Annotated in this window: 21 protein-coding genes and 1 pseudogene; 13 read left to right on the top strand and 9 right to left on the bottom strand. The window is 63.2% G+C overall.

The annotated features are described in order from the left end of the window. Positions 1 to 17 precede the first annotated feature (17 nt). From TU80_RS25205 to TU80_RS25195, 3 genes are read right to left on the bottom strand one after another with little or no spacing between them, the layout of a single operon-like run. Positions 18 to 899, bottom strand: coding sequence for a branched-chain amino acid ABC transporter permease (locus TU80_RS25205; RefSeq protein WP_057005649.1), 882 nt, complete (start codon positions 897 to 899; stop codon positions 18 to 20). A gap of 2 nt (positions 900 to 901) precedes the next feature. Further along, entirely contained in the window at positions 902 to 1,702 is an 801-nt protein-coding gene (locus TU80_RS25200; protein ID WP_046384799.1) for an ABC transporter ATP-binding protein, read from the bottom strand. Between the two features lie 8 nt (positions 1,703 to 1,710). Next, on the bottom strand, positions 1,711 to 2,802 hold the full coding sequence (locus tag TU80_RS25195; RefSeq protein ID WP_057005648.1) for an AMP-binding protein: 1,092 nt from the start codon (positions 2,800 to 2,802) through the stop codon (positions 1,711 to 1,713). Positions 2,803 to 3,235: 433 nt separating this feature from the next. Here TU80_RS25195 and ssuD point away from each other — a divergent pair, with 433 nt between their 5' ends. The 9 genes from ssuD (at position 3,236) to TU80_RS25150 (ending at position 14,181) form a co-directional block, all read left to right on the top strand. After that, positions 3,236 to 4,381, top strand: coding sequence for an FMNH2-dependent alkanesulfonate monooxygenase (ssuD, locus tag TU80_RS25190; protein ID WP_057005647.1), 1,146 nt, complete (start codon positions 3,236 to 3,238; stop codon positions 4,379 to 4,381). After that, on the top strand, positions 4,378 to 5,223 hold the full coding sequence (locus tag TU80_RS25185; RefSeq protein ID WP_046384802.1) for an amidohydrolase family protein: 846 nt from the start codon (positions 4,378 to 4,380) through the stop codon (positions 5,221 to 5,223). The genes ssuD and TU80_RS25185 overlap by 4 nt, the downstream gene beginning before the upstream one ends. A 78-nt stretch (positions 5,224 to 5,301) precedes the next feature. Beyond that, positions 5,302 to 6,474: an acyl-CoA dehydrogenase family protein gene (locus TU80_RS25180; RefSeq protein WP_057005646.1), complete on the top strand. Its 1,173-nt coding sequence runs from the start codon at positions 5,302 to 5,304 to the stop codon at positions 6,472 to 6,474. Positions 6,475 to 6,674: 200 nt separating this feature from the next. Further along, positions 6,675 to 8,102, top strand: coding sequence for an LLM class flavin-dependent oxidoreductase (locus TU80_RS25175; protein ID WP_057005645.1), 1,428 nt, complete (start codon positions 6,675 to 6,677; stop codon positions 8,100 to 8,102). 31 nt (positions 8,103 to 8,133) lie between these two features. Continuing rightward, positions 8,134 to 9,384: an acyl-CoA dehydrogenase family protein gene (locus TU80_RS25170; protein WP_046384805.1), complete on the top strand. Its 1,251-nt coding sequence runs from the start codon at positions 8,134 to 8,136 to the stop codon at positions 9,382 to 9,384. A gap of 193 nt (positions 9,385 to 9,577) precedes the next feature. Beyond that, complete coding sequence (locus TU80_RS25165) at positions 9,578 to 10,357, top strand: PhzF family phenazine biosynthesis protein (protein ID WP_017844482.1); 780 nt, start codon at positions 9,578 to 9,580, stop codon at positions 10,355 to 10,357. Positions 10,358 to 10,392: 35 nt separating this feature from the next. Then, the gene (gene ggt / locus TU80_RS25160) at positions 10,393 to 12,222 is read left to right on the top strand and encodes a gamma-glutamyltransferase (RefSeq protein ID WP_057005644.1); all 1,830 of its coding nucleotides are present in this window, start codon (positions 10,393 to 10,395) and stop codon (positions 12,220 to 12,222) included. 25 nt (positions 12,223 to 12,247) lie between these two features. Next, a complete protein-coding gene (pgeF, locus tag TU80_RS25155; RefSeq protein WP_057005643.1) occupies positions 12,248 to 12,970 on the top strand; it encodes a peptidoglycan editing factor PgeF in 723 nt (240 codons plus the stop codon). 896 nt (positions 12,971 to 13,866) lie between these two features. Then, the gene (locus TU80_RS25150; RefSeq protein WP_046384808.1) at positions 13,867 to 14,181 is read left to right on the top strand and encodes a helix-turn-helix domain-containing protein; all 315 of its coding nucleotides are present in this window, start codon (positions 13,867 to 13,869) and stop codon (positions 14,179 to 14,181) included. A 27-nt stretch (positions 14,182 to 14,208) separates the two neighbouring features. Here the strand turns inward: TU80_RS25150 and ddlA are convergent, their stop codons facing one another. Then, positions 14,209 to 15,303, bottom strand: a complete 1,095-nt coding sequence (ddlA, locus tag TU80_RS25145) for a D-alanine--D-alanine ligase (protein ID WP_017844486.1) — start codon at positions 15,301 to 15,303, stop codon at positions 14,209 to 14,211. Between the two features lie 44 nt (positions 15,304 to 15,347). Further along, positions 15,348 to 15,986 carry a LysE family transporter gene (locus tag TU80_RS25140; protein WP_057005642.1) on the bottom strand — a complete coding sequence of 213 codons (639 nt, stop codon included), beginning with the start codon at positions 15,984 to 15,986 and terminating at the stop codon, positions 15,348 to 15,350. Positions 15,987 to 16,126: 140 nt separating this feature from the next. On the opposite strand from TU80_RS25140, the gene TU80_RS25135 reads away from it, so the two are divergent. After that, a complete protein-coding gene (locus TU80_RS25135; RefSeq protein WP_017844488.1) occupies positions 16,127 to 16,936 on the top strand; it encodes an AraC family transcriptional regulator in 810 nt (269 codons plus the stop codon). 6 nt (positions 16,937 to 16,942) lie between these two features. Here the strand turns inward: TU80_RS25135 and TU80_RS25130 are convergent, their stop codons facing one another. The 3 genes and pseudogenes from TU80_RS25130 to TU80_RS25120 all read right to left on the bottom strand — a co-directional run bounded on the left by TU80_RS25130 (position 16,943) and on the right by TU80_RS25120 (position 18,227). Next, positions 16,943 to 17,530 carry a flavin reductase family protein gene (locus TU80_RS25130; protein WP_057005641.1) on the bottom strand — a complete coding sequence of 196 codons (588 nt, stop codon included), beginning with the start codon at positions 17,528 to 17,530 and terminating at the stop codon, positions 16,943 to 16,945. Between the two features lie 60 nt (positions 17,531 to 17,590). After that, positions 17,591 to 17,869, bottom strand: a pseudogene (locus tag TU80_RS34060) (chemotaxis protein); the annotation flags it as partial. Positions 17,870 to 17,894: 25 nt separating this feature from the next. Then, positions 17,895 to 18,227 (bottom strand): DUF2790 domain-containing protein, encoded by a 333-nt coding sequence (locus TU80_RS25120; RefSeq protein WP_046384813.1) that lies wholly within the window; start codon positions 18,225 to 18,227, stop codon positions 17,895 to 17,897. Positions 18,228 to 18,452: 225 nt separating this feature from the next. Here TU80_RS25120 and TU80_RS25115 point away from each other — a divergent pair, with 225 nt between their 5' ends. The 3 genes from TU80_RS25115 (at position 18,453) to TU80_RS25105 (ending at position 22,223) form a co-directional block, all read left to right on the top strand. Beyond that, positions 18,453 to 19,772: an OprD family porin gene (locus TU80_RS25115; protein ID WP_057005670.1), complete on the top strand. Its 1,320-nt coding sequence runs from the start codon at positions 18,453 to 18,455 to the stop codon at positions 19,770 to 19,772. 343 nt (positions 19,773 to 20,115) lie between these two features. Continuing rightward, the gene (locus TU80_RS25110) at positions 20,116 to 20,790 is read left to right on the top strand and encodes a heavy metal response regulator transcription factor (RefSeq protein WP_046384814.1); all 675 of its coding nucleotides are present in this window, start codon (positions 20,116 to 20,118) and stop codon (positions 20,788 to 20,790) included. Next, positions 20,787 to 22,223 (top strand): heavy metal sensor histidine kinase, encoded by a 1,437-nt coding sequence (locus TU80_RS25105; protein ID WP_057005639.1) that lies wholly within the window; start codon positions 20,787 to 20,789, stop codon positions 22,221 to 22,223. Before TU80_RS25110 ends, TU80_RS25105 begins: the two co-directional genes overlap by 4 nt. Here TU80_RS25105 and TU80_RS25100 read toward each other — a convergent pair. Further along, positions 22,147 to 25,293: a CusA/CzcA family heavy metal efflux RND transporter gene (locus TU80_RS25100; RefSeq protein WP_057005638.1), complete on the bottom strand. Its 3,147-nt coding sequence runs from the start codon at positions 25,291 to 25,293 to the stop codon at positions 22,147 to 22,149. The genes TU80_RS25105 and TU80_RS25100 overlap by 77 nt on opposite strands. Positions 25,294 to 25,311: the final 18 nt, after the last annotated feature.

The following is a 25,311-nucleotide window of genomic DNA, read 5'->3' as shown; positions in this document are numbered from 1 at the left end:
CATTCCTTGAAAGAAAATCAGACCCGTTCGATCGCCCGCTCGCCGAACAACCCGGCAGGCCGCACCAACAGAAACAGCAAGGCGAGGACGTAAGGCACCCAGTTTTCGATGCCGCTTCCGATGATCGGGCCGAGGTAAATCTCCGCGATTTTTTCCGCCGCGCCGATGATCAGCCCGCCGACAATCGCCCCGCCGATGGAGGAAAAACCGCCGATGATCAACACCGGCAAGGCCTTGAGCACCACCAATGACAAGGAGAACTGCACCCCGAGGCGAGCGCCCCAGAGCAACCCGGCCACCAGCCCGACAAAACCCGCCACCGCCCAGACCAGCGCCCAGATGCGTGGCAGGCGGATGCCAATCGCCAGGGACGCCAACGGATCGTCGGCAACCGCGCGCAGCGACAAACCGACGCGGGTCCGGTTGAACAGCAGCGACAGGGCGATCACCAGTGTGGCGGCCGTTCCGGCGGCGAACAGGTCGAACTGCGAAAGCAGCATGCCGCGGATTTCCAACGGCTCATCAGCGATGCCCAACTCCAGGCCGTGGACCTGAGCCCCCCACAGGAACTGCGCAAACCCTTCGATCAGGTAGGACAGCCCAAGCGTGGCCATGAACAGGATGATCGGTGCGCGATTGACCAGCGGCCGCAGCACCATTTTTTCGATCAGCAGCGCCAGGACCACCATGCTCGCCAGGGTGATGACAAAGGCCCACACGAACGGGAAGCCGCGTTCGAGCAGGCTGACAAAGGTCAGCGCGGCGAACAGCACCATCGCCCCCTGGGCGAAATTGAACACCCCGGAGGCCTTGTAGATCAGGACAAAACCAATCGCCACCAGGGAGTACATGACGCCCGCCAGCAGCCCGCCAATCAGCACTTCGAAGAAAAATTGCATGTTCAGTGGCTCTCCGCACGGGAACGCCGCGTGCCCAGGTAAGCAGCGATCACATCGGGGTTGGCGCGCACTTGCTCGGGCGTGCCATCGCCGATTTTGCGGCCGTAATCGAGCACCACCACGTGGTCGCACAAGCCCATGACCACCCCGATGTCGTGCTCGATCAACACCACGGTGGTGCCGAACTCGCGGTTGATGTCGCGGATGAATTGGCTCATCTGGCCCTTCTCTTCAGCGTTCATGCCGGCCATGGGTTCATCCAGCAGCAGCAGCCGGGGCTGCGCAGCCAGGGCGCGGGCCAGCTCGACGCGTTTCTGCAAACCGTAAGGCAGCGTGCCCACCAGCACATGGCGCCAGGGGTGGATACGCAGAAACTCGATGATGTGTTCGGCGTGAAGGCGCTGCTCGTCGTCCTCGCGAGGCGCACGGCCCAGGCGCAGCATCTGCTCGACCCAACTACTGCGGCGCTTGAGGTTGCGGCCGGTCAGCACGTTGTCGAGCACGCTCATGCCCTTGAACAGCGCGATGTTTTGAAAGGTCCGCGCAATACCGCGCTCGGCGGCCTGGTGCGGGCGCATGCGCCGCCGGGCCTGTCCGGCATAGGTGATGCTGCCGCTCTGGGCCTGGTAGACGCCATTGATCACGTTGAGCAGCGAACTTTTGCCCGCGCCGTTGGGGCCGATCAATGCACAGATTTCCCCGGCCTTCACGGCGAAGCTGATGGAGGTGATGGCCTTGACGCCCTTGAACGACAGGGAGATGTCATCGAGCCGCAGTAATTCGGATTCAGTGGTTGCGCTCATGGGGCTCGTCAGACGGAGTGAGAAATCAGGTGGGTGTGGGCCTCGGCACGTTCCGGCCGGGCGGAAGGTTCCTGCCAGGCGCCCGGATGGATGCCCAAAGCAGCAAAGAAAGCGGCGCTCTCTTGGCTCAGCGCGGGCCCGACCAGCAACGGCACGCGCAGGCGGCTCATGCCCAACACATCGAGCAAGGGTCTGCGGACCAGCCAGTAGCCGAGCCAGCGGCGCAAACCCTGGGCATCCGGCGTCATTGCCCAGCGGTACACCCGATGCGCGAGCGTGCCGGGCAACGGTAGGCGCTCTCGGGCCCACAGCTCCAGACGGGCATAGGACTCACGCGTGCCCAGCACCAGGGTTGGCCCCAATTCACGGCGATCGGTATCGCGCGTGGCCATGGCTTCCGGGAAATTCAGGCAGAACCCGGCGCAGAGCCAGGGCGCCAGCAGGTAACGCGCCTGACCGCTGGCGGCGAACACGCGGGCGGCCAAGGCTTCTTCAGCGCCGCTCAGTTGCTCGCGCGCCACCAGCTTGCGTGCGCCCCCCAGCAATTGCGCATGGCTCAACCGCAGGGAAGGCCCATGCGTATCGGCATGGAACACGAAGGCGACGGCTGCGGAATCAGTGGCGCAGGCCGGCGGTTCCGCCGCCACGCCAGCGGACAAATCGGCGTAAGCGCTCAACCCCTTCCCGTCACCGGCGTTCAGACCGCGCCCGTCGAGGAACAGCAATACCGGAGGCGCACGATCGGCATGACCGACCTGTTGCACCGCCTCCAGGGTTTCGGCCAGCACGAAGCTCGGGCGCAGCCGGGCCAGCAATGCGCGGTTGTCGCGTTCGGGGTCCAGCAGGGTGACGCTGCCGCCCAGCCACTGCGCGGCCAGGGCCAGTAACAAGGCTTCGGAACGGGCCTGGCTGATGATCAGTAAATCGTCGTGGCGACTGAACCCGCGCTGATGCAGGGCTGCCGCCAGGCGGCTGACCTCCTGCGCCAACTCGCTCCAAGTGCGCGCATGCCAGATGCCCAGGCGCTTGTAGCGCAGGGCAATCGCCGCACCTCGGGCCTGGGCTTGCTGTAACAACGCCAGAGGCAGTGTCTGGGCCATGGGGACTCTCCTTCAGAGTGCTATACAGGCCCTTCTGCAGTCTCCATGCCAAGGTTTAAATCGTTATTTATCAATCACTTATATAAAAACCTCGAGCACAATCATGTATTGATTCGGCACAGCCTGCTTAACACCTGTTGCCCTGCGAACACTTCCCGCTTTGTGCACAACTGTCTGCCAGGCAACAGTGGTTCAACACTTCCTCTCCTCCAGCGACACTCAGCGCCTCGCCAAAAAACAACAATCACCTTACAAATCAATAAGTTGATGGGTTGGTACGATGCTTGCTCCTTCAGAACCATCGGCCACAGCCACAGACTTGTTCCAACAAGCGCCTCCCTAGAGCCGTGCCGGCCCTGCGTTGCACAACCTGCTGCCGTCTTACCTTACCCAAGGCAGCGGGCTTCTTATTTTTGCAGCGAGGAGCATGTTGATGAGTCTTGATATTTTTTGGTTTCTGCCCACCTCCGGCGACACCCGTTACCTGGGCCGATCCGACAGCGGCCGCCCGGCCACCAATCAGTACATGCAGCAAATCGCGGTCGCCGCCGAGAGCCTGGGCTATGACGGGGTGTTGATTCCCACCGGCAGCAGTTGCCTGGACCCATGGATTACCGCCGCCAGCCTGGTACCGGTCACCCATCGCCTGAAGTTGCTGGTGGCGCTGCGCACCTCGCTGGGCAACCCCACGGCGTCGGCCCGTCAAGCGGCCACACTGGACCAGGCCAGCAACGGCCGCCTGTTACTCAACGTGGTGCCCGGTGGTGATGCCACCGAGTTGGCCGCCGACGGTATTTTCCTCGACCACGACCAACGCTACGAAGCCGCTGGCGAATTCCTCAACGTGTGGCGTCGCTTGCTCAGTGGCGAGGTGGTGGATTTCACCGGTAAGCATGTGCGCGTCGAAGGCGCGCAGAACTTCTTCAAACCCGTGCAGCAACCGCACCCGCCCCTGTATTTTGGCGGGTCGTCCCCGGCCGCCCATGAGCTGGCGGCGCAACAGGTCGACGCCTACCTGACCTGGGGCGAACCGCCGGCGGCCGTGGCCGCGAAGATCGCCGATGTGCGCGAGCGCGCGAAAAAATATGGCCGCACCCTGCATTTCGGCGTGCGCCTGCATGTGATCGTGCGTGAAACCAACGAGCAGGCCTGGGCGGCGGCCGAAGAGCTGATCAGCCACCTCGACGACGATGTGATCGCCGACGCCCAAGAGAACTACGCCAAGATGGACTCCGAAGGCCAGCGCCGCATGGCCGCCTTGCATGGCGGACAGCGCGACAAACTCGAGGTCTCGCCCAACCTGTGGGCCGGTGTCGGCCTGGTGCGCGGCGGCGCCGGTACGGCGCTGGTGGGCGACCCCGAGACCGTGGCCAAGCGTCTGCAGGAATATGCCGACCTCGGCGTAGACCGCTTTGTACTGTCCGGCTACCCGCACCTGGAAGAGGCTTTCCGCTTTGCCGAACTGGTGTTCCCGCTGTTGGGCAAACAGCCTGTCACGGTCCGCGACCAAGTACTCACCGGCGGCGCGTTCGACGTGCGCGCCGGCCACACCTCGGCCAAGGAAGAGGCCACGGCATGAACGTGATTGATATGCGCTGCCGCCCGGCGTACCTGCATGATTTTTTCGGCGCCACCCCAGGCAGCGCCGAGACCGCCACCGCCCGCTGGCTGAACCGGCGGGTGGGCACGCGTGGCGACGACGAGCACTTCGCCCGTTCGCGCACACCCCAGGGGTTTCTCGATGAAGTGCGCGACGCCGGGTTGAGCCGGGCGGTGGTGGTCGGTCGGCACACCCCCGGCCAGCATCTGCCCAACGACCTGATTCACAGCATTGTGCGCGACCACGCTGAGCTGCTCGGCATCGCCAGCATCGACCCGGCGCTGCAGGGTATCGACGGCGCACTGGGCGAAATCGAGCGCGCCATCTCAGGGCTGGGCCTGGCCGGCATCGACCTGGAGCCGGGGTTTGGCGAACCGGCCAGGCAGGCGGATGACCCGTTGTACTGGCCGATCTACGAGCATTTGCAGGCACGCGGTATTCCGCTGTTTCTGATGAGCGGGCCAACCACCCCGGACCCCGCCTTCAACAACCCCGAACGCCTGGCCAAGGTCGCCCGGGCATTCCCGCAGTTGGCGATCGTCTGCTACCACGGCTACTGGCCCAACGTGCAGCAAGCGCTCGGCGTGGCCTTTCGCTACCCGAACATCTACCTGGTGCCGGACATGTACCTGTTCCAGCCCGGCAGCGAAGCCTACGTGCAAGCGGCCAACGGCTTTCTGGCAGAGCAGCTGTTGTTCGGCTCGTCCTATCCGTTCCGCCCGATTCGCCAATCCATCGAGGATGTCCTGCGCCTGGGTTTGCGACCCGAGGTGCTCGACAACGTCCTCTATGGCAACGCCGCCCGCCTGTTCGGGTTGTAGAACACGTCGCGCCACACGCCGGGACCGACCGCCACCCAGGCCGACCTGGCGTTGTTTTCCATTGCAAGGAGTTCCCCTGTGACCACCCCCAACGATCCTGTGCAGGTCGCCCGCCGTCTGGCGGCCGACTGGGCGAGTACGGCTGTCGAGCGCGACGAACGCGGCGGCACACCCAAGCGCGAGCGTGATGCCCTGCGCGACAGCGGCCTGCTGACCCTGAGTATTCCCCATGAATTCGGCGGCCTCGGCGCCAGCTGGAGCGACACCCTGAACATCGTGCGCGAGTTCGCCAAGGTCGACAGTTCGATGGCCCACGTGTTCGGTTTCCAACACTTGATGCTCGCCACCGTGCGCCTGTTCTCGCGGCCCGATCAGTGGCAGCCCTGGCTGGAGCAGACGGTCCGCCAGCGTTGGTTCTGGGGCAACGCGCTCAACCCGCTGGACACCCGCACCGTGGCCACGCGTGTGGACGGCGGGCGCGAGTTCACCGGAATGAAAAGCTTCTGTTCCGGGGCCAGCGACTCCGACCGCCTGATCGCCTCGGCGCTGGAGGACAGTGGCACAGGCAAACTGCTGATCGCCGCGATCCCCACCGACCGCGCCGGCATTACCCTGCTCAACGACTGGAACAACATGGGCCAACGCCAGACCGACAGCGGCAGCGCCCGTTTCGAACGCGTGCGGGTCGCCGCAGATGAACTGCTGCTGGACCCGGGCCCGCTGAGCACGGTGTTTTCCGGGCTGCGACCGCTGTTGGCGCAACTGACCTTCGTCAACCTATTCCTCGGCATTGCCGAAGGCGCCTTCGAGCAGGCGCAGCACTACACCACCCACGAAGCACGCGCCTGGTTCAAGTCCGAGGTCGAGCGGGCGGTCGACGACCCGTATGTGCTGGCCCACTACGGCGAGTTCTGGGCCGGCCTGGAGGCAGTCCGCGCCCTGGCCGAACGGGCCAATGCGTTGTTCGACAAGGCCTGGAACCGTGGCGAACAACTGCGCGCCGAGGAACGGGCGAACCTGGCCCTGGCCATCGGCAGCGCCAAGGTCCACGCCACGCGAGTGGGCCTGGACCTCAGTTCGAGGCTGTTTGAGGTGACAGGCGCCCGCGCCACCCACGCCTCGCGGCGCTTCGACCGCTACTGGCGCAACCTGCGGACCCAGACCCTGCACGACCCGGTGGACTACCGCATCCGCGAACTCGGCGAATGGGCGTTGAAGCAAAAACCGCCGACACCGAGTTTCTATTCCTGACCACACGCGCCGGGTGTTCGCCACCGTTCACCAGAACAACAAAGTGTTGCTCCAGTGATAGGCCGCCAGCCCCAGGAACCGACAAAACCCAGGCATTACGGGCCTTTGGCACTCGGCATGAACCATGCAATCACCCCCTCAAACCACGAGTGAACGGCCCTGCGTGCCCCATGAATCAAGACAACTGGAGTTAATCGACTATGGCTTCCCGCATTATCCTCAATGCGTTTGAAATGACCTGCGTGAGTCATCAGGCCGCGGGCACCTGGCGTCACCCGGACAGCCAGGCATGGAAATACAAGGATCTCGATTACTGGGTCGAGTTGGCCAAGCTGCTTGAGCGCGGCTATTTCGACTCGGTGTTTATCGCCGACGTCGTCGGCGTCTATGACATCTATCGCGGCTCGGTGGAAACCTCCTTGCTCGACGCCGACCAGGTGCCGGTCAACGATCCGTTCTTTCAAGTGCCGGCCATGGCCACCGTCACCAAGCACTTGGGCTTTGGCGTGACCTCGGCGCTGACCTACGAACAGCCTTACGCCCTGGCGCGAAAGTTCTCGACCCTCGACCACCTGACCAAAGGCCGCGTGGCGTGGAACGTGGTGACCTCGTACCTCAACAGCGCGGCGGTCAACCTGGGCCTCAAGCAACAGATTTCCCACGACGAACGCTATGACATCGCCGATGAGTTTCTGGACGTGACCTACAAGCTGTGGGAAGGCTCCTGGGATGAAGACGCGGTGCTGCGTGACCGCGAGCGCGGGGTTTTTACCGACCCGAGCAAAGTCCATCCGATCGGCCACAAGGGCAAATACTACGATGTGCCGGGCATTCATCTGTCCGAGCCGTCGCCACAGCGCACCCCGGTGATTTTCCAGGCCGGCGCTTCCAGCCGTGGCCGCGCCTTTGCCGCCAAGCACGCCGAAGGGGTGTTCATCAGCCCGGCCACCGCCGAACAGGCGCGCGAGGTCTCCGATGACATCCGCAACCGCGCCGTGGCAGCCGGCCGCAGCCGTGACTCGGTCAAGGTGTTCACACTGCTGACGGTGATCACCGGTGAAAGCGATGAAGCCGCGCAAGCCAAATACCGCGACTACCTGAGCTATGCCAACGGCGAAGGCATGTTGTCGTTTTACGGCGGCTGGACCGGTATCGATTTCTCCGAATACGACCCGGACCAACCCCTGGAAGCGATCGACAACGACAGCATCCGCTCGGTGCTGGAACTGCTCGCCACCGCCGACCCCGACCGCAAGTGGACGCCGCGCGACATCATCAAACACCGCAGCATCGGCGGCTTGGGCCCAGTGCTGGTGGGCGGCCCGAAAACGGTGGCCGACGAGATGGAGCGCTGGGTGGACGTCGGTGGTATCGACGGGTTCAACCTGGCCTATGCGATCACCCCGGGCACCTTCGAAGACCTCGTCGAGTTCATCGTTCCCGAGCTGCAACGCCGGGGCCGTGTCCGCACCTCCTATGAGGGCGACACCCTGCGCGAAAACCTCCTCGACGGCACTTCGCCCTACGCCGCCGATGACCATCCGGCGGCGCGTTATCGCGGAGCGTTCAAAACCGGCGCCAACGCCACCGACCACACCAAACCGTCCAGATTCTCCGACCTGACTTGACGCTTGACTGCGCTGAAGAGGAATTCATCCTATGTCCAGTTTCACCACGCTGAATACATTGTCTGTCGGCACCGATTACGAAGCGCTCGCCGCGCGTTTTCGGCCGATCTTTGCGCGGATTGCCGAAGGGGCGGTCGAGCGCGAACGCAGCCGCACGCTGCCGTTCGAACCGATCCAATGGCTCAAGCACGCCGGGTTCGGCGCCGTGCGTGTCCCGGTCGAATTCGGCGGGGCCGGCGCCTCGCTGCCGCAACTGTTCCAACTGTTGATTGAACTGGCGGCCGCCGACTCCAACGTGACACAAGCCCTGCGCGGGCATTTTGCGTTTGTCGAAGACCGCCTCAATGCCCAGGCATTCAGCGCCCAGAACGCCTGGTTCGAGCGGTTTGTGGCCGGGGAACTGGTCGGCAATGCCTGGACCGAAGTCGGCGACGTGAAGATCGGCCAGGTGATTACCCGCATCAGCCGCCAGGGCGAGCAATGGGTCGCCAACGGCACCAAGTTCTACAGCACCGGCAGCCTGTTCGCCGACTGGATCGACCTGTACGCCCAACGGGACGACACCGGCGCCGACGTGATCGCGGCGGTCCGCGTGCAGCAACCGGGTGTGCGGCAAAGCGACGATTGGGATGGCTTTGGGCAGCGCACCACCGGCAGCGGCACGTCAGTGTTTGAAAACGCAGTGGTCGAAGACGACCACCTGATCGACTTCTCGACGCGCTTTAAATACCAGACGGCGTTTTACCAACTGACCCTGCTGGCCGTCCTGGTCGGGTCGGGGCAGGCGGCTGTGCGAGAGGTGGCCCAACAGGTACGTGTTCGCGCCCGGGTGTTCAGCCATGGCAATGCGGCAGCGGTGCGTGACGATGCCCAGGTGCAGCAGGTGGTCGGCAAAGCCTCGGCGCAGGTCTACACCGCCGAAGCGGCCGCCCTGCGCGCCGCCGCGGCGTCGCAACGCGCCTACGTGGCGCACTTCGCCAAGGATGCGCAGGTCGAACGCGAGGCCAACATCGCTGCGGAGCTGGAGTCGGCCCAAGCGCAAGTGGTGATTGCCGAGCTGGTGCTTCGCGCCACCAGCGACCTGTTCAACGCCCTGGGCGCTTCCGCCGCACGCACGAGCCTGCAACTCGACCGCCACTGGCGCAATGCGCGCACCGCGGCCTCGCATAATCCATTGATCTATAAAGAGCGGATCATCGGTGATTGGGAAATCAACGGCACCGAACCGCCCTACGTGTGGCAGATCGGCAGTGGCGGCCCGCAAAACCAAGCAGCGAAATAGCGCCAGCACGTAAAACCGCGACCTGAAATGCCCCGGCCCGTCGGGGCATTTTTTTCCGAGCCGCCGAAAAAGCTGCGCCGCGTCCCTCGCGGCCTCGTGCATGCGCGCAAAAAAACAGCCCATCTGTATTTTGACGCTCCCCGCAGCCCGCTGTTAGTGTCCAGCCTCCCCCTCGCACATGGAGTACACCACGGTGAAACTGGACATCTACCAAGTCGACGCCTTCAGCCAACACCCTTTCGGCGGCAACCCCGCTGCGGTGTGCCCGCTGACCGAGTGGCTGAGCGACGCGCAACTGCAAAACATCGCCGCCGAAAACAACCTGTCCGAAACCGCCTACTTCGTACCGCGTGACGATTTTTATGAGTTGCGCTGGTTCACCCCGACCGTCGAAGTCGACCTGTGCGGCCATGCCACGCTTGCAGCGGCGTGGGTGTTGATCAATGCGTTGGCGGATGCGCCTGACGTGCTGCGGTTTGCAACGCGCAGCGGCGAGCTCCGGGTAACCCGCGAGGGCGATGAACTGGCGATGGATTTCCCGGCGAAAGCGCCACAAGCGTGCGAGCCGCCTGCCGGAATGTTGAGCGCGCTGGGGATTGAACGCGCCGAGGTGTTCGGCACCGATGACTACATCGTGTTGCTCGACGACGAAGCCCAGGTCGCCGCGCTCACCCCGGATTTCGCCCGGCTCAAGGGCCTGCCCAAACGCGGGATTGCGGTGACGGCCAAGAGTGCGCGGTTCGATTTCATTTCCCGTTGGTTCGGCCCGAATGTGGGGGTCAATGAAGACCCTGTCACCGGTTCGGCGCACACCTCGCTGGCGCCGTTCTGGGCCGAGCGCCTGGGCAAGACAAGCCTGAGCGCCGAACAGGGCGGCACGCGCAAGGGCCAGTTGCGCTGTGCCCTCAAGGGCGACCGGGTGATTATTTCCGGCAAGGCTGTGCTGTATATGCAGGGCTCGATCTACCTGTAAAACGCACTCCCCAAGAACGACAGATCATTCGCAAAATGAACGGAGTTCAACGCGTGTTTTCGATTGCCCGCCGTCACCTGACAGTCATTGCCGCAGCCCTGGCCCTGGTGGCCTGCCACTCCCCGGTCAACGAACCGCCAGCAGCGCCGGAGTTGGGCTCGGGCTATCGCACCGACCTCAGCCCGCGCCATGCCGCGCAGCATATGGCGGCAGCGGCCAACCCGCTGGCGGCCGAAGCCGGGCGCGAGATGTTGCGCCAGGGCGGTTCGGCAATCGACGCGGCGATCGCCATGCAGGCGGTGTTGACGCTGGTGGAGCCGCAGTCGTCGGGGATTGGCGGCGGCGCGTTCATCATGCTGTGGGACGGGAACCGCGTGCAGGCGTATGACGGCCGGGAAACCGCACCGGCCGGGGCGACCGAGCGCTTGTTCCTCAAGCCCGACGGGCAGCCGATGGCGTTTACCGCAGCGCAGATCGGCGGGCGTTCGGTGGGCACGCCGGGGGTGTTGCGAGCGCTGGAGCTGGCGCACAAAAAGACCGGGCATCTGCCCTGGGCCCGGTTGTTCGAGCCGGCGATCCGGCTGTCGGAACACGGCTTCGCCATCTCGCCGCGCTTGCACAGCCTGATAGCCGCTGACCGTTTTATCCCACAGTCGCCGGAGATGGCGGCCTACTTTCTGAACGCCGATGGCACGCCCAAAGCCACCGGCACCCTATTGAAAAACCCGGCGCTGGCCGCCGTGTTCAAGCGCATCGCCGAGGAAGGCCCGGACGCGCTGTACCACGGCCCGATTGCCGACGAGATCGCACGCAAAGTGCAGGGCCACCGCAACGCGGGCAGCCTGTCCGAGGCCGACCTTGCAGGCTACGCGGCCAAGGAGCGTGCGCCGCTGTGTACCGATTACAAGCGCTGGAAAATCTGTGGCATGCCGCCGCCGTCGTCGGGCGGGATTGCCATCGCGCAGATCCTCGGCACGTTGCAGGCCCTGCAAGCCCGCGACCCGCGCCTGGCCATCGCGCCCATGACGCCGCTCAAGAGCGCCTCCCCCGCCGGCCTTGAGCCCACGCCCGAGGCGGTTCACCTGATCGCCGAGGCCGGGCGCCTGGCCTTTGCCGACCGCGCCCTGTATGTGGCCGATGCCGACTTTGTGCCGGTGCCGGTCGCCGGCCTGGTCGCCCCGGATTACCTGGCCCGACGCGCCGCGCTGATCGGTGAACGCAGCCTGGGCATCGCGCAGCCGGGCCAACCGGCGGGCATTCAAGTGGCGTATGCCCCGGACCGCTCGCCGCTGCGCATCTCCACCTCACAAGTGGTGGCGGTGGATGACCAGGGTGGCGCCGTGTCGATGACCACCACGGTGGAGTCCGCATTTGGCTCGCACCTGATGGTCCAGGGCTTTGTGCTCAACAACCAGATGACCGACTTCTCGTTCATTCCCGAAGAAAACGGCCAGCCGGTGGCCAACCGCGTGCAACCCGGCAAACGCCCACGCTCGGCCATGGCGCCGACCCTGGTGTTCGACCGCCACAGCGGTGAGTTGCTGGCCGCCCTGGGTTCGCCGGGCGGCTCGCAGATCATCGAATACGTGAGCAAATCCCTGGTGGCGATGCTCGACTGGCAACTCGACCCGCAAGCCGCGATCAGCCTGCCCAACTTCGGCAGCCGCAATGGCGCTACCGAACTGGAAACCGGCCTGTTCAGCCCGGCGTTGAAACAGGCGCTCAGGGACAAGGGCCATGCGCTGAGCGAGATCGAGATGACCAGTGGCATCCAGGCCATCGTTCGCACGCAGGATGCGCAGGGCACGGTGACGCTGAGCGGCGGTGCCGACCCTCGGCGGGAGGGAGAGGCGTTGGGCGATTGATCGTTAATGCACGGAGAACAGCACAGTGCGCAAGGCAAACAATCTCGGTTCCGTTCCTGGTGTCGACCACGGTTTTTGTTCGATCAATGACCCGCAGCGGCCGGAAGAGGTATTCATCTGCAAGCAGATACACAGTGCGTCGGTGATGGAATGGCAGGCAGATCGGGTGGCCAATACGGTCGAAGCCGATGGCGTGTTGACGCGCCATCACCACCCGATCGCGGTAATCACCGCCGACTGCCTGCCCATTCTGTTCGCCTCGAACAACGGTGACTGGGTGGCCGCTGTGCACGGTGGCTGGAAGGGCCTGCAACGCGGGATCATCGCCAGCGCCGTGCAGCGCTTTGCCGCTGAAGGAGTGGCTGTCGATCAATTGCAGGTGGCAATCGGGCCGTCGATCAAGCCCTGTTGTTATGAGGTGAGCGCGGCGTTTATTGCCGAGTTCCAGTCGGACCAAGGGCACCTGTGGCCACACCGCCAGGCGCCATGGAGCGCTGAGCAACCGGCACCGCTGCTGACGCCGGAAATTGCACCGCCCCAGGCGAGACAAGCGGGCAGCGCATGGTTTGACTTGAGCGGGTATGGGCTGATGCTGCTGCAAGCGGCAGGCATTCGGCGCGAGCAGATTGAAGTGAGTGAGGTGTGTACCTACTGCACATCACCGACGTTTGCCAGCTACCGCCGACGCACGCATCAACCGCAAGAGGCGAAGACGTTGTTGTATTCGTGGATTGCTCGTACAAGCTGATTAACAAAGGCCTACAGCCCTCTTTTGAATGTCCTCTCCCTGAGCATAGGTATCTATACAACTTTGTAGCAGCCAACGGTAACCACGATGCGAAGCGAGCCGCTCTTGATTTTGCTTTTGATCTCAGGCGCCCCGTTAAACCACGCTGGCCGGAATTCGATATTGATTTGGGGGGTAAACCGGCAGGGATGCCGGTTTAGCCGCCCCGCGCCATGGATGGCGCGTGGCGGCGGCCCCCCAAATCAATGTCGGATTACGGGCACACCGAGCCTAGGCGAGGTGCCGAGTGGTGGGGCGAAGGCCTTTTGCTTACTTTTGGGCCTTTCCAAAAGTGAGCCGCTGTAAGAGCGGAACCAATAGCCGCCGTTACCGCAGCAACGGATATGTACTCAGTCTGATCCAACATCTTGGTCGGCTGTCAGGCCGCCATCGGGGGCAAGTCGAATCGTCGCACCACCCCTCCCACATTTAGGTCGCGGGGCATCAGTTAGATAGTCGTCGGCTCCCGAGCCGTCACGGGAGCAAGCTCCCTCGCCACAGGTTCAGGACCACGCCAAAGTTGTGTGGATACCTATGCTCCCTGAGACAAAACGCAAAGTGCCATGTCATTTTTTGCGATAAAAACGCCCTTGAACAGCGGCTCCACTACTGCGATTTTCTGGCCCGCCCTTTCTTGCCAGAAGCTACGTCAGACGCCGGAACCGTAATTCCCGGCTCGGGTGGCTGCCGCAAAGTACGCTGGAGCCTGGAAGGCCGAGGTAAAAGTGGATCAGTGCGGATCATCTACACCACACAATTGTCGTGTGGAGCAGTAGTAGCCCTGCTGATTTACGGCAAGGGCGCTACCGAGCCTATTCCAGCGCATATCCTGTACAAAATCGCGAAGGACATGAACCATGCCACTCACTGAGAAACAGCTGAAGGAACGTGACGCCAAGCGCGCTATCGGCGAAGAATTACTGGCAGCCATTCAGGATGTCAAAGCGGGGCTTTACGGCGCAGTCCACCAGGTTGAAATCACTCAAGCCGCGGACGCAAGAAGTAAGACTGGGTTGTCGCAAGCCAAATTTGCCGAGCTATTGGGGGTGTCGATAAGAACCCTTCAAGAGTGGGAACAAGGGCGTCGCTCCCCCTCCGGCGCAGCACGTTCGCTGCTGCATATTGCGGCTATAAGACCGGACGTTTTCCGGGAAGTCCTCAGTAACGCCTGATGGCGTTACTGACGCGCCGGGCGATGACTATCGGCTGATCTTCAACCCCTTGCGCCCCGCATGCCGCTCCAACGCCAGTTCAATCAAGCGGCTGACCAACTCGCTGTAGCTCATCCCCGCCGCCTGCCACAGCTTGGGGTACATGCTGATCCGGGTAAAACCCGGCAACGAGTTGATTTCGTTGATCAGCACTTCGCCGTCCTCGGTGAGGAACACATCGACCCGCGCCAGCCCTGCGCACCCCAACACCTCGAACGCTTCGACGGCCAGGCGGCGAATCCGCTCGCTGGCTTGCACGCTGATATCGGCCGGCACTACCACTTGGGCCGCCTGGTCGTCGATGTACTTGCTGTCGTAGGAATAGAAGCCGCTGCTCACCACGATCTCGCCGCAACCGCTGGCGATGGGATGTTCGTTGCCCAGCACGGCGCATTCGATTTCGCGGCCGTGGACGGCGGACTCCACCAGCACTTTCTCGTCAAAACCCAGGGCCAGTTCGACGGCGGCGTGGTATTCGGCCTCGTCGTTCACTTTGCTCACGCCCACCGAAGAGCCTTGGTTGGCGGGTTTGACGAACATCGGCAGGCCGAGCTTGCCCACCGCCATGTCGAACGACGTGCGCGCCGCGTTGTTGCGGTTGAGGGTGATAAACGGCGTGACGGCAATGCCGGCGTCGCGCAGCAAGCGTTTGCTGATGTCTTTGTCCATGCACACCGCCGAGCCGAGCACGTCGGAGCCGACGAAAGGCAGGTCGGCCATGCGCAGCAGGCCTTGCAGGCAACCGTCCTCGCCGAGGGTGCCGTGGACGATGGGGAAGATCACATCGATATGCGCGAGCAGGCCGCTGCCGGCGGTTTCCACCACTTGCTGGCTGGCCTTGCCCGGCACCACCGCCAGTTCGCGGTTGGACTGGTTGAGGGCGATCAGCGCCGGGTTTTCCTGGTTGATCAGGAAGTTCGAGGTGTCGTTAAGGTGCCAGTGACCGGCCTTGTCGATACCGATCAGCACCGGCTCGAAGCGCGAGCGGTCGAGGGCATCGACAATATTGCGCGCCGATTGCAGCGAGACTTCGTGCTCGGCCGAACGGCCACCAAAAATAATCCCTACGCGCACCTTGCTCATGACCCAACCTCACTGTTGAAAGTAAGGCTTCTTACCATAAGCGGTCAGCGATTCGCTACCAGATGTGCACCGAACAGCATGTAGCAACTCCCGGCAAAACGGTCGAGCCATTTACGCGAGCGGCTGTAGAGGTCGGCCATGCGCGCACTGGAAAACACCAGGGCCACGCTGGAATACCAGCTGAACGACAAGGTGGCCATGATGATCACCGCCAGGGTCAACAGCATCGGCGATGGCGACGGCGGCATGGTGGACGCGAAGATGGTGGCGACGAACAGCGCGGCCTTGGGATTGGACAGATTGCCCAGCAACCCCAGGCGCCAGGCGGAAAACAACGAGCGCCGAGCCCCGTGCGGCAAGCGGCTCTGCCCCATCGCCGGCGCCGAGCGTTTGAACAGCTTCAACCCCAGGTAGATCAGGTAGCAGCCACCGATGATCTTGAACGCCAGGTACAGCATGGGTGCGGCGGTAAACAGCGACTTTATGCCCAGCCCACCGGCCAGCCCCCACAGGATCGTCCCAGTCGCGACACCCGCCGAGGCCACCACGCCATGGCGGCGCGAACAGCTGGCGGCCAGTTGCGCGGTGTTGAAGAAATTGGGCCCGGGCGTGACCACCGCCACCGTCCACAGCAGGGCCAGCGAGATCAGGGGCGTCACGTAGGCGGGGTTGAGCAAATCCATGGCGGGCAACTCCATCAGCACAGGGCACGAACAGCGATCATAGGCCTCGCCTGCCCCCCTGCACAATCGTACAAGACCCCGGCAGACAAGGGCCTCAGACTCGGTTAACGTGTTTCCACCTCTTCTTGTGACAAGTCACCATGGGTAAACCCACCCCCACCCTCGACTGGGTCCACCGCGCGCCGCATGCCAGTGGCCTGGACCGTATCGAGGCGTACTTCGCCGGCATCGCGTTCGACCTGCATCGCCATGACACCTATGCCATCGGTCGCACCTTGTTCGGCGTGCAGAGTTTTCATTATCGCGGCGGCATGACCCATGGCCTGCCCGGCACCACCATGGTGATTCATCCCGACGAGACCCATGACGGCCGCGCCGGCAGCGAGGAAGGCTTCAAGTACCGCATGATCTATGTGGAGCCGGCGCTGGTCCAACAGATCCTCGGCGGCAAGCCGTTGCCGTTTATCCCCGGCGGGGTGTCCACCGACCCGTGGCTGTTTCGCGCCAGCGAAGTGTTGCTGCAAAGCCTGGACTGCCCGATCGACCGGCTGCAGGAGCAGGACGCCCTGTTCGACCTGGCCCAAGCCTTGAACAACGCCTCGGGAGCGATCACCACCCGCAAGACCTTCGATTACGTCGCCGCCGAACGCGCCCGGGAATTTATCCACAGCGCCCTGGGCCGCAGCATCACCCTGGATGAAATGGCCGAACACGCCGGCCGCGACCGCTGGGCCTTGTCGCGGGATTTTCGTTTGTTGTTCGGCACCAGCCCTTACCGCTACCTGACCATGCGCCGGCTGGATCTGGTACGCAGCCTGCTGGCCCAGGGCAAAACGCTGGTGGACGCAGCGATGATCGCCGGCTTCACCGACCAGAGCCACATGACCCGACAATTTCACAGCACCTACGGCATGCCGCCGGCGCGCTGGGTGAAGATGCTCGGGCGCTGAACGCGCTCAACCGGCGGGCGTCAGCTGCTGCCCGTCAATCGGCTGGCCGATCGTGAGGAAATGCCCGCCCGCCACATGGTGCAAGGTGCGCAGTTGATCAAAGCCTTCGAAGTGCCAGTGCCCTTCGCTGAACACGCGCTCGTCGGCATACGCCGCGACCACTTCGCTGAGGAACAGATCGTAGGTCTGCTGGGTGTGCGGTTCGGGCAACAGGCGGCATTCCAACCACGCGACGCAGCCTTCGAGCAAAGGCGCCTCAGTGTGTTCACCGTTGAAGGTGCGCAGGCCATAGGCGGCGAATTTGTCGAGTTCCGCGCCGCTGGTAGTGCCCACCGTCTGGACGAGATCGGCCTGGGCCGCGCAGGGCACCTGCAGCACGAAGGTGCCGGCGCGTTCCAGCAGTTGCCGGGTCCAGGTGGCCTTGTCCAGCACGACGGCGACTTTCGGCGGTTCGAAATCCAACGGCATGGCCCAGGCGGCAGCCATGATATTGCGCTGACCGTCATGCGCGGCGCTGACCAGCACGGTCGGGCCGTGGTTGAGCAAGCGGTAGGCCTTGGACAGCGGAACGGGGCGGCAGTGGTCGGGGCTCATGAAGGATCGGCTCTTCAATAGTGAAAAAACCTACGATACCTCAAGCACAAGCCCTACGGGTCAGTTCGAGAGCTGGTTGGCGAACTGTCCGACTGCGCTGACGACCTTTTGTGCGCCGTCCTGGATGTCCACGATCACCGTGCCGGCTTCGGCCGCCAGGGCCAGGCCCTGCTCGGCTTGCTGGCGGCCGTCACTCATCAGGCGCACCGCACCGACAACGTGTTCGCCGCGCGCCTGCAGTTGCGACATCGAGTAAGCCAGTTGCAGGAAGTTGGCATTCGCCCATTCCACCCGGCCTTCATCGGTGTGGCCGGCGTTTTCTGAAGAGCGCTTCAATGCCCGGCGTCACTCTTTTTTACAGCGGTCAGCTGCCATTGTTCCGGCAGATACCCATCACTTGATATTCCAGGGTATTGAGCTTGCCGCTGGTGTCTTCGTAGGTCATGCGCGAGGGCACGGGGCTGCATGAGCGGATCGGTGGTGTCACGTTGACCACCTTGGCGATGTCCAGGGTCATGCCATAGCGATAGGTCTGCACCACCGGGGCCGCTTTGCCCTCTCTGGCCGCGTATTCGGTCATGGCTTGTTCATTGCGCTCCATCATCAGCGCAAACGTGCGATCGCCGCCGCCTTCGGCCAATGCGCCGAAGGACAGGATGGCCGTCAATATACCCAGGCTGGTTTTATAAAAGTTCATTGTTCATTCCTCGACTGAAAGTTCAGTGTCGAGACTAACCAAACAACCCTGACGCGATGTTCACCAGAAGATTACGTATTTGTTAGGTGGCACTAAGGTTCCAAAATTGTAATGTTCACGCAACACAGCCGTTATCCACGGTTTGCAACTATCAGCCCGGGCCAAATCAATAAGAACGCCCGCCTCCATAAGAAGCTGATCACTGCCAATACCGAGGAGCGAAACATGCATATCCGTTATTACACCCTTCCCCTCTCACTTGTCGCCGCCTTGCCCCTGACAGCGCTGGCCGTGGAAGACCAGCCCGACGGTTTTATCGAAGGCAGCCGCCTGAACGTGCTGGCACGTAATTTTTACTTCAACCGCGATGATCGCAAAGGCCAATCCAGCCCGACCGGCAACGGCTATTCAGAAGCCTGGGCGCAGGGGCTGATCGGCAAGTTCGAGTCCGGCTTCACCCAAGGCACCGTGGGTTTTGGCCTGGATGCGTTTGCCATGGTCGGCGTGAAACTCGATTCGGGCACCGGCCGCAGCGGCGGCAAGGGCTCGTTCGGCATGTTGCCGGTGGACCGCGACAACCGCCCCGAAGACAGCTACAGCAAGGTCGGCGGCGCCGCGAAACTGCGCGTGCTGGACACAGTGATCAAGGCCGGCGACGTGTTCCCGCTGACGCCGGTGGTGGCCTACGGCGACTCCCGTGTATTGCCGGAAAGTTTCCGTGGCGTCACCGTGCAAAACACCAGCCTCGCCGGCCTGAGCCTGCAGGGCGGACGCTTGAGCGGCATGAGCCAGCCCAATGAAAGCGGCATGAACAAAGGCTTCGCGACGTTTTATGCGGGCCCGGTCGACTCGCCCTGGATCGGCTATTTCGGCGGTGACTATCAACTCAACAAGCACCTCGGTTTCAGCCTGTACAGCAGCCGCCTGAAAGACGCCTGGGACCAATACTACGTCGGCAGCACCGCCAGTTACCCGCTCACCGAAGACGTTTCGCTGTTCGGCGACGTCAATTACTACAAGGCCGTGGACGAGGGCAAAAAGCGCCTGGGAACATTCGACAACAACATCTGGAGCGCCCGGCTCGGGGTGAAAGTCGGCGCCCACAGCGTTGCCGTGTCGCACCAGCGCAACAATGGTGACGACGACTTCGATTACCTGCGCCAGTCGGACTCGATCTTCCTCAACAACTCGATCCAGTACAGCGACTTCAATTCGCCCAAGGAACGCTCATGGATGGTGCGCTACGACCTGGACATGCAGGCCTTCGGCATTCCCGGCCTGACGTTCATGACCCGCTACGCCAAAGGCAGCGGTGCCGACTACAGCAACGCCAACGCGGTGTATATGCGCCGCGATGCCGCCGGTAATCCGCTCACCGATCAGCGCCGCTGGGAACGCAATATCGAAGCCAAGTACGTGGTGCAGGCCGGCACGCTGAAGGACTTATCCCTGCGCCTGCGCCAGGCGAGCGTGCGCTCAAGTGCATTTGAGTCGGACCTGGAAGAAGTAAGGGTCATTATCGAATATCCACTGGCGGTGCTCTAAGCAACGCTTACATTTACTTGCCGATGAAGTACATCTCTTCACAGGTTCAAATCTGTCAGAACTGTAATATCGGCCTCACCTTCGCGTTAAGTTGCAGTTTTTATACTGCGCATCGAGCACTATTCATCTCTGCGGCTTTTGTGTAGCTCCTTTGGAACGGAGATGAACTTTTTACGCCCCGCTTGGGGCGTTTTTTTGTTCACTCGCACAGCGGCGAATCGTCGCAGCTACCTGACGTGGCTTGACCCTATAGCGACTTCACGGCTCAGAGTTTTCCTACAGCCAAATTCAGCGCCTCTATGAGGCCATGCCCCCTCTCCGTTTCCTTTGAAGGTAAATCCCCATGCGTATCCTTGTGGTTGAGGACGAGCAGAAAACCGCCGATTACTTGCAGCAGGGCCTGACCGAAAGCGGCTATGTCGTCGATTGCGCCGCCAGTGGCGTCGACGGCCTGCACCTGGCCCGGCAACACACCTATGAACTGGTGATCCTCGACGTGAACCTGCCCAACACCGACGGTTGGGAAGTGCTGGAACACCTGCGCCGCGACGGCAACCAGCGGGTGATGATGCTGACCGCCCGCGGCCGGCTGGCCGACAAGATCAAGGGCCTGGACATGGGCGCCGATGATTACCTGGTCAAACCCTTCGAATTCCCCGAACTGCTGGCTCGCGTCCGCACGCTGTTGCGCCGCAGCGAGCACATTCCGTTGCCGGACGTGTTGCGCGTCGCCGACCTGGAGCTGGACCCGCGCCGCCACCGCGCCTACCGCGGCACACGACGCATCGACCTGACCACCAAGGAGTTCGCCCTGCTGCACGTATTAATGCGCCAGGCCGGCGAGGTGATGACCCGCACGCAAATCATCTCGCTGGTGTGGGACATGAACTTCGACTGCGACACCAACGTCGTCGAAGTCTCCATCAGCCGCCTGCGCGGCAAGGTCGACGACCAGAGCGAGGTCAAGCTGATCCACACCATTCGCGGCGTCGGTTACGTGCTGGAGGCGCGTCAATGAGGACCAGCAGCCTGTCGATGCGCCTGGGCCTGACGGTCAGCCTGATGGGCGCCGGACTGGTCGTGCTGCTGGCGACCCTGGCTTACCTGGCCTTGACCCACGAGCTGGACAAACTCGCGCGCAAGGGCCTGGAAAACAAGCTGGATCAGTTGGAACACAGCCTGAGCCAGAGCCTCGCCCCCCGCGACATCAGCAGCCGCCCCCACTCGCTGCTGGACCTGGTGATGGGCCACGACAATATCTACCTGACCATCATGAGCACCCAGGCCGATGCGCCGGTGCTCCTCAGCGTGGGCGCAAAACCCCAGCAGCCGTTGTTGCTCGACGTACCGGCCGGCAAGACCCTGGCCTACCTGAACTGGGTGGACGGGCATGGCAACCGCATCCTCAGCGCCTCGCGCATGGTGGCGCTGCGCAATGGCGAGAACGTGCGCGTGCTGCTCTCGCTGGACCGCTCCGACGATGAGGCGTTGCTCAGTGCCTACCTGCGCTCCACGGTGATCGCCCTGCCGCTGCTGCTGATCCTGATCGGCATGGGCGCCTGGTGGCTGGTGCAGCGCGGGCTGGCGCCGTTGCAGCAGTTCAGCCGTGTGGCGGCGCAGGTCAGCACCCAGGACCTGACCCATCGCCTGGCGCTGGACAACCTGCCCAAGGAGCTGGGCGAGTTGGCCCAGGGCATCAACTTCATGCTGCACCGCCTGGACGACGGTGTGCGGCAACTGTCGCAGTTCTCCGATGACCTGGCCCACGAACTGCGCGCGCCGTTGACCAACCTGATGGGCAAGGCGCAGGTGACGTTGTCCCGCGAGCGGCCTTCGCAGGAATACCAAGCGGGCCTGGAATCCTGCGTCGAGGAAATGGAACGCCTGTCGCGCATCGTCTCCGACATGCTGTTTCTGGCCCAGGTCAGCCATCCGGCGGCGCGGGCCGGGTTTGCCCGGGTGTCGTTGGGTGACGAAGCGCAGCGGGTGATGGAGCTGTTTGCCTTGAGCGCCGAGGACAAACAGGTGACCCTGAACCTGCGCGGCGACACCTGGGTGATGGGCGATCGCCTGATGATCCAGCGGGCAATCTCCAACTTGCTGTCCAATGCCATCCGCCACACGCCAACCGCGTCTACCGTGTTGTTGCTGGTGGAAACCTACGGCCAGCGTGTATCGCTGTCGGTCGGCAACCCCGGGCGCGGCATCGAAGCGCACCACCTGCCGCACTTGTTCGAACGCTTCTACCGCGCCGACAGCAGCCGTACCCGCGCCGAGGGCGGCACCGGCCTGGGGCTGGCCATCGTGCAGTCGATCATGCACCTGCATCAGGGCCACGCCGATGTCAGCAGCCAGCCGGGGCGTTTTACGCGCTTCAGCCTGGTGTTTCCTCGTCCTTGCGATGCGCCCAGTGATACAACGCCGGCAGCACCAGCAAGGTCAGCAACGTAGAGGAAATGATCCCGCCGATCACCACCGTCGCCAGCGGCCGCTGCACCTCGGCGCCGGTGCCGGTGGCCAGGGCCATGGGGATAAACCCGAGGGAGGCCACCAGCGCCGTCATCAACACCGGGCGCAGCCGGGTCAGCGCGCCCTCGTTGATGGCCATCGACAGCGAGCGCCCTTCCTCGCGCAGGTTGCGGATAAACGCGATCATCACCAGGCCGTTGAGCACCGCCACGCCGGACAAGGCGATAAAGCCCACCCCGGCCGAGATCGACAGCGGAATATCGCGCAGCCACAGCGCCATGATCCCACCGGTCAAGGCGAACGGAATCCCGGTGAACACCAACAGCCCGTCCTTGAGGTTGTTGAACATCATGAACAACAGCCCGAACACCAGCAGCAGCGCCACCGGCACCACGATGCGCAGGCGGTCGGAGGCCTCCTTCAACTGTTCGAACTGCCCGCCCCAGGTGGTCCAGTAGCCAACCGGCACTTTGACCTGCGCGCCGATGGCGGCTTCGGCCTCTTGGACAAACGAGCCGATATCACGCCCCCGCACGTTGGCGCTGACAATCACCAGGCGCTTGCCGTTCTCGCGGCTGATCTGGTTCGGGCCCAGCACCAGGTCGAGGCTGGCGACCTGGGACAAGGCGATAAAGCCCAGTTGCCCGGAGGCGTTACCGGCCAGCGCCGGCACCGGGATCAGCAGCCGCGACAAGCCGTCGATATCGGTGCGCAATGCGTCAGACAAACGCACGACCATGTCGAAACGTCGGTCACCTTCGTACAACGTTCCGGCCTGGCGCCCACCGACTGCGACGGCAATCGTGTCCTGCACATCGCCGACGTTCAGGCCAAACCGCGCGGCCTTGTCGCGGTCGATATTGATGGTCAGTACCGGCAGGCCGGAGGTCTGTTCGACCTTCACTTCCGAGGCGCCGTTCAGGCCTTGCAAGGTCTCGGCGATTTCCCCGGCGGTGGCGTTGAGCACCGCCATGTCGTCGCCGAACACCTTCACCGCCACGTCGCTGCGCACCCCGGAAATCAGCTCGTTGAAGCGCAGTTGGATCGGTTGTGACAGTTCATACGCACTGCCCGGCACAATCGCACTGGCGCGCTGGATATCGGCGATCAGCGTTTCGCGGGACTTCTGCGGATCAGGCCACTGATCCTTGGGCTTGAGCATCACGTAGCTGTCGGAAATGTTCGGTGGCATCGGGTCGGAGGCAATCTCCGCGGTGCCGGTGCGGGCGAAGACCCGTTCGATTTCCGGCACCTGGGCCATCAAGGTTTTTTCCAACTGCTGTTGCATCTGCACCGACTGCGTCAGGCTGGTGCCGGGCACGCGCAGGGCTTGCTGGGCGAAGTCGCCTTCGCTGAGGCTGGGGATGAATTCGCTGCCCATGCGGCTGGCCACCAGCCCCGAGGCGACGATGGTCAACAGCGCCAAACCGAACACCAGCGGGCGCCGCGCCATCACCCCATCGAGCACCGGCGCATAGACCCGGCGCGCACTGCGCATCACCAGGTTTTCTTCTTCCTTGACCTTGCCGGTGACAAACAGCGCAATCGCCGCCGGCACAAAGGTCACCGAGAGGATCATCGCGCCGAACAGGGCGATCACCACGGTGAAGGCCATGGGGTGGAACATTTTCCCGGCCACGCCGGTGAGGGCGAAGATCGGCAGGTACACCACCATGATGATCAGTTGCCCGAAGATCAGCGCGCGCCGCGCCTCCTTGGCCGCCGCGAACACTTCGTGCAGGCGCTCGCTGCGGGTCAACAGGCGGCCGTGTCGCTGTTGCGCATGGGCCAGGCGACGGATCGCGTTCTCGACGATCACCACCGCGCCGTCGACGATGATGCCGAAGTCCAGCGCGCCGAGGCTCATCAGGTTGGCGCTGACTTTGTTGGTGAACATGCCGGTAAAGGTGAACAGCATCGCCAGCGGGATCACCATCGCGGTGATCAGCGCCGCGCGGATGTTGCCGAGGAACAGGAACAACACCGCGACCACCAGCAACGCGCCTTCGAAGAGGTTTTTCTTCACGGTGGCGATGGCTTTTTCGACGAGGTTGGTGCGGTCGTAGACGGTCACGGCGACCACGCCCTCGGGCAGCGAGCGGTTGATCTGTTCGAGTCGCGCAGCCACGGCCTGGGACACGGTGCGGCTGTTTTCGCCGATCAACATGAACACCGTGCCCAGCACCACTTCACGGCCGTTTTCGGTGGCGGCGCCGGTACGCAGCTCACGGCCGATCTCGACCTGGGCCACATTGCGCACGCGGATCGGCGTGCCGTCCGAGGTGGTGATGACGATGTTGGCGATATCGTCGATCGACGCCACTTGCCCCGGTGCGCGGATCAGCAATTGCTCGCCGCTGCGCTCGATGTAGCCGGCACCGACGTTGGCGTTGTTGCGTTCCAGCGCGGTGACCAGATCGCTCAAGGTCAGGTTGTAGGCCGCCAGGCGCTTGGGGTCGGGGGCGATCTGGTATTCCTTGGCAAAACCACCGATGGTGTTGATCTCGGCCACGCCGGGCACGTTGCGCAGTTGCGGCTTGATGATCCAGTCCTGGATCACGCGCAGGTCGGTCGGCGTGTAGGGCGTGCCGTCGTCCTTGCGCGCGCCCTCTTCGGCTTCCACGGTCCATAGGAAAATTTCCCCAAGACCGGTGGAAATCGGCCCCATCGCCGTTTCGATGCCGACGGGCAATTGTTCACGGGCGACTTGCAGGCGTTCGTTGACCAATTGGCGGGCAAAGAACAGGTCGGTGCCGTCCTTGAAGATCACCGTGACCTGGGACAAACCGGAGCGCGACAGCGAACGGGTCTGCTGCAACCCCGGCAACCCGGCCATCGCGGTTTCGATGGGAAAGGTGATGCGCTGTTCGGTTTCCAGCGGCGAAAAACCGGGTGCCGCCGAGTTGATCTGCACCTGCACATTGGTGATGTCGGGCACCGCGTCGATGGGCAGTTTCTGATAGCTGGCGACGCCGACACCGGCCATCAACAGCACCGCCAACAGCACGATGATGCGCTGCTCGATGGCGAATTGGATAAGGCGCTCAAACATGGGAAATCACTCGCAGGA

It is taken from the genome of Pseudomonas veronii, from assembly GCF_001439695.1.
In the GTDB taxonomy this organism is placed as follows: Bacteria; Pseudomonadota; Gammaproteobacteria; order Pseudomonadales; family Pseudomonadaceae; genus Aquipseudomonas; species Aquipseudomonas veronii.
The sequence above is the reverse complement of the archived record's forward strand: the minus strand, read 5'-3'. Positions and strand labels throughout refer to the sequence as shown.

Bases quoted from the DNA above. Each gene is read 5' to 3' on its own strand.
- ggt (WP_057005644.1), top strand. From the start codon at position 10,393: ATGAACGGAGTTCAACGCGTGTTTTCGATTGCCCGCCGTCACCTGACA.
- TU80_RS25130 (WP_057005641.1), bottom strand. From the start codon at position 17,530: ATGAGCCCCGACCACTGCCGCCCCGTTCCGCTGTCCAAGGCCTACCGC.
- TU80_RS25185 (WP_046384802.1), top strand. From the start codon at position 4,378: ATGAACGTGATTGATATGCGCTGCCGCCCGGCGTACCTGCATGATTTT.
- TU80_RS25100 (WP_057005638.1), bottom strand. From the start codon at position 25,293: ATGTTTGAGCGCCTTATCCAATTCGCCATCGAGCAGCGCATCATCGTG.
- TU80_RS25195 (WP_057005648.1), bottom strand. From the start codon at position 2,802: ATGGCCCAGACACTGCCTCTGGCGTTGTTACAGCAAGCCCAGGCCCGA.
- TU80_RS25135 (WP_017844488.1), top strand. From the start codon at position 16,127: ATGGGTAAACCCACCCCCACCCTCGACTGGGTCCACCGCGCGCCGCAT.
- TU80_RS25175 (WP_057005645.1), top strand. From the start codon at position 6,675: ATGGCTTCCCGCATTATCCTCAATGCGTTTGAAATGACCTGCGTGAGT.
- TU80_RS25170 (WP_046384805.1), top strand. From the start codon at position 8,134: ATGTCCAGTTTCACCACGCTGAATACATTGTCTGTCGGCACCGATTAC.
- ssuD (WP_057005647.1), top strand. From the start codon at position 3,236: ATGAGTCTTGATATTTTTTGGTTTCTGCCCACCTCCGGCGACACCCGT.
- TU80_RS25140 (WP_057005642.1), bottom strand. From the start codon at position 15,986: ATGGATTTGCTCAACCCCGCCTACGTGACGCCCCTGATCTCGCTGGCC.
- TU80_RS25200 (WP_046384799.1), bottom strand. From the start codon at position 1,702: ATGAGCGCAACCACTGAATCCGAATTACTGCGGCTCGATGACATCTCC.
- TU80_RS25115 (WP_057005670.1), top strand. From the start codon at position 18,453: ATGCATATCCGTTATTACACCCTTCCCCTCTCACTTGTCGCCGCCTTG.
- TU80_RS25120 (WP_046384813.1), bottom strand. From the start codon at position 18,227: ATGAACTTTTATAAAACCAGCCTGGGTATATTGACGGCCATCCTGTCC.
- TU80_RS25150 (WP_046384808.1), top strand. From the start codon at position 13,867: ATGCCACTCACTGAGAAACAGCTGAAGGAACGTGACGCCAAGCGCGCT.
- TU80_RS25110 (WP_046384814.1), top strand. From the start codon at position 20,116: ATGCGTATCCTTGTGGTTGAGGACGAGCAGAAAACCGCCGATTACTTG.
- ddlA (WP_017844486.1), bottom strand. From the start codon at position 15,303: ATGAGCAAGGTGCGCGTAGGGATTATTTTTGGTGGCCGTTCGGCCGAG.
- TU80_RS25105 (WP_057005639.1), top strand. From the start codon at position 20,787: ATGAGGACCAGCAGCCTGTCGATGCGCCTGGGCCTGACGGTCAGCCTG.
- TU80_RS25205 (WP_057005649.1), bottom strand. From the start codon at position 899: ATGCAATTTTTCTTCGAAGTGCTGATTGGCGGGCTGCTGGCGGGCGTC.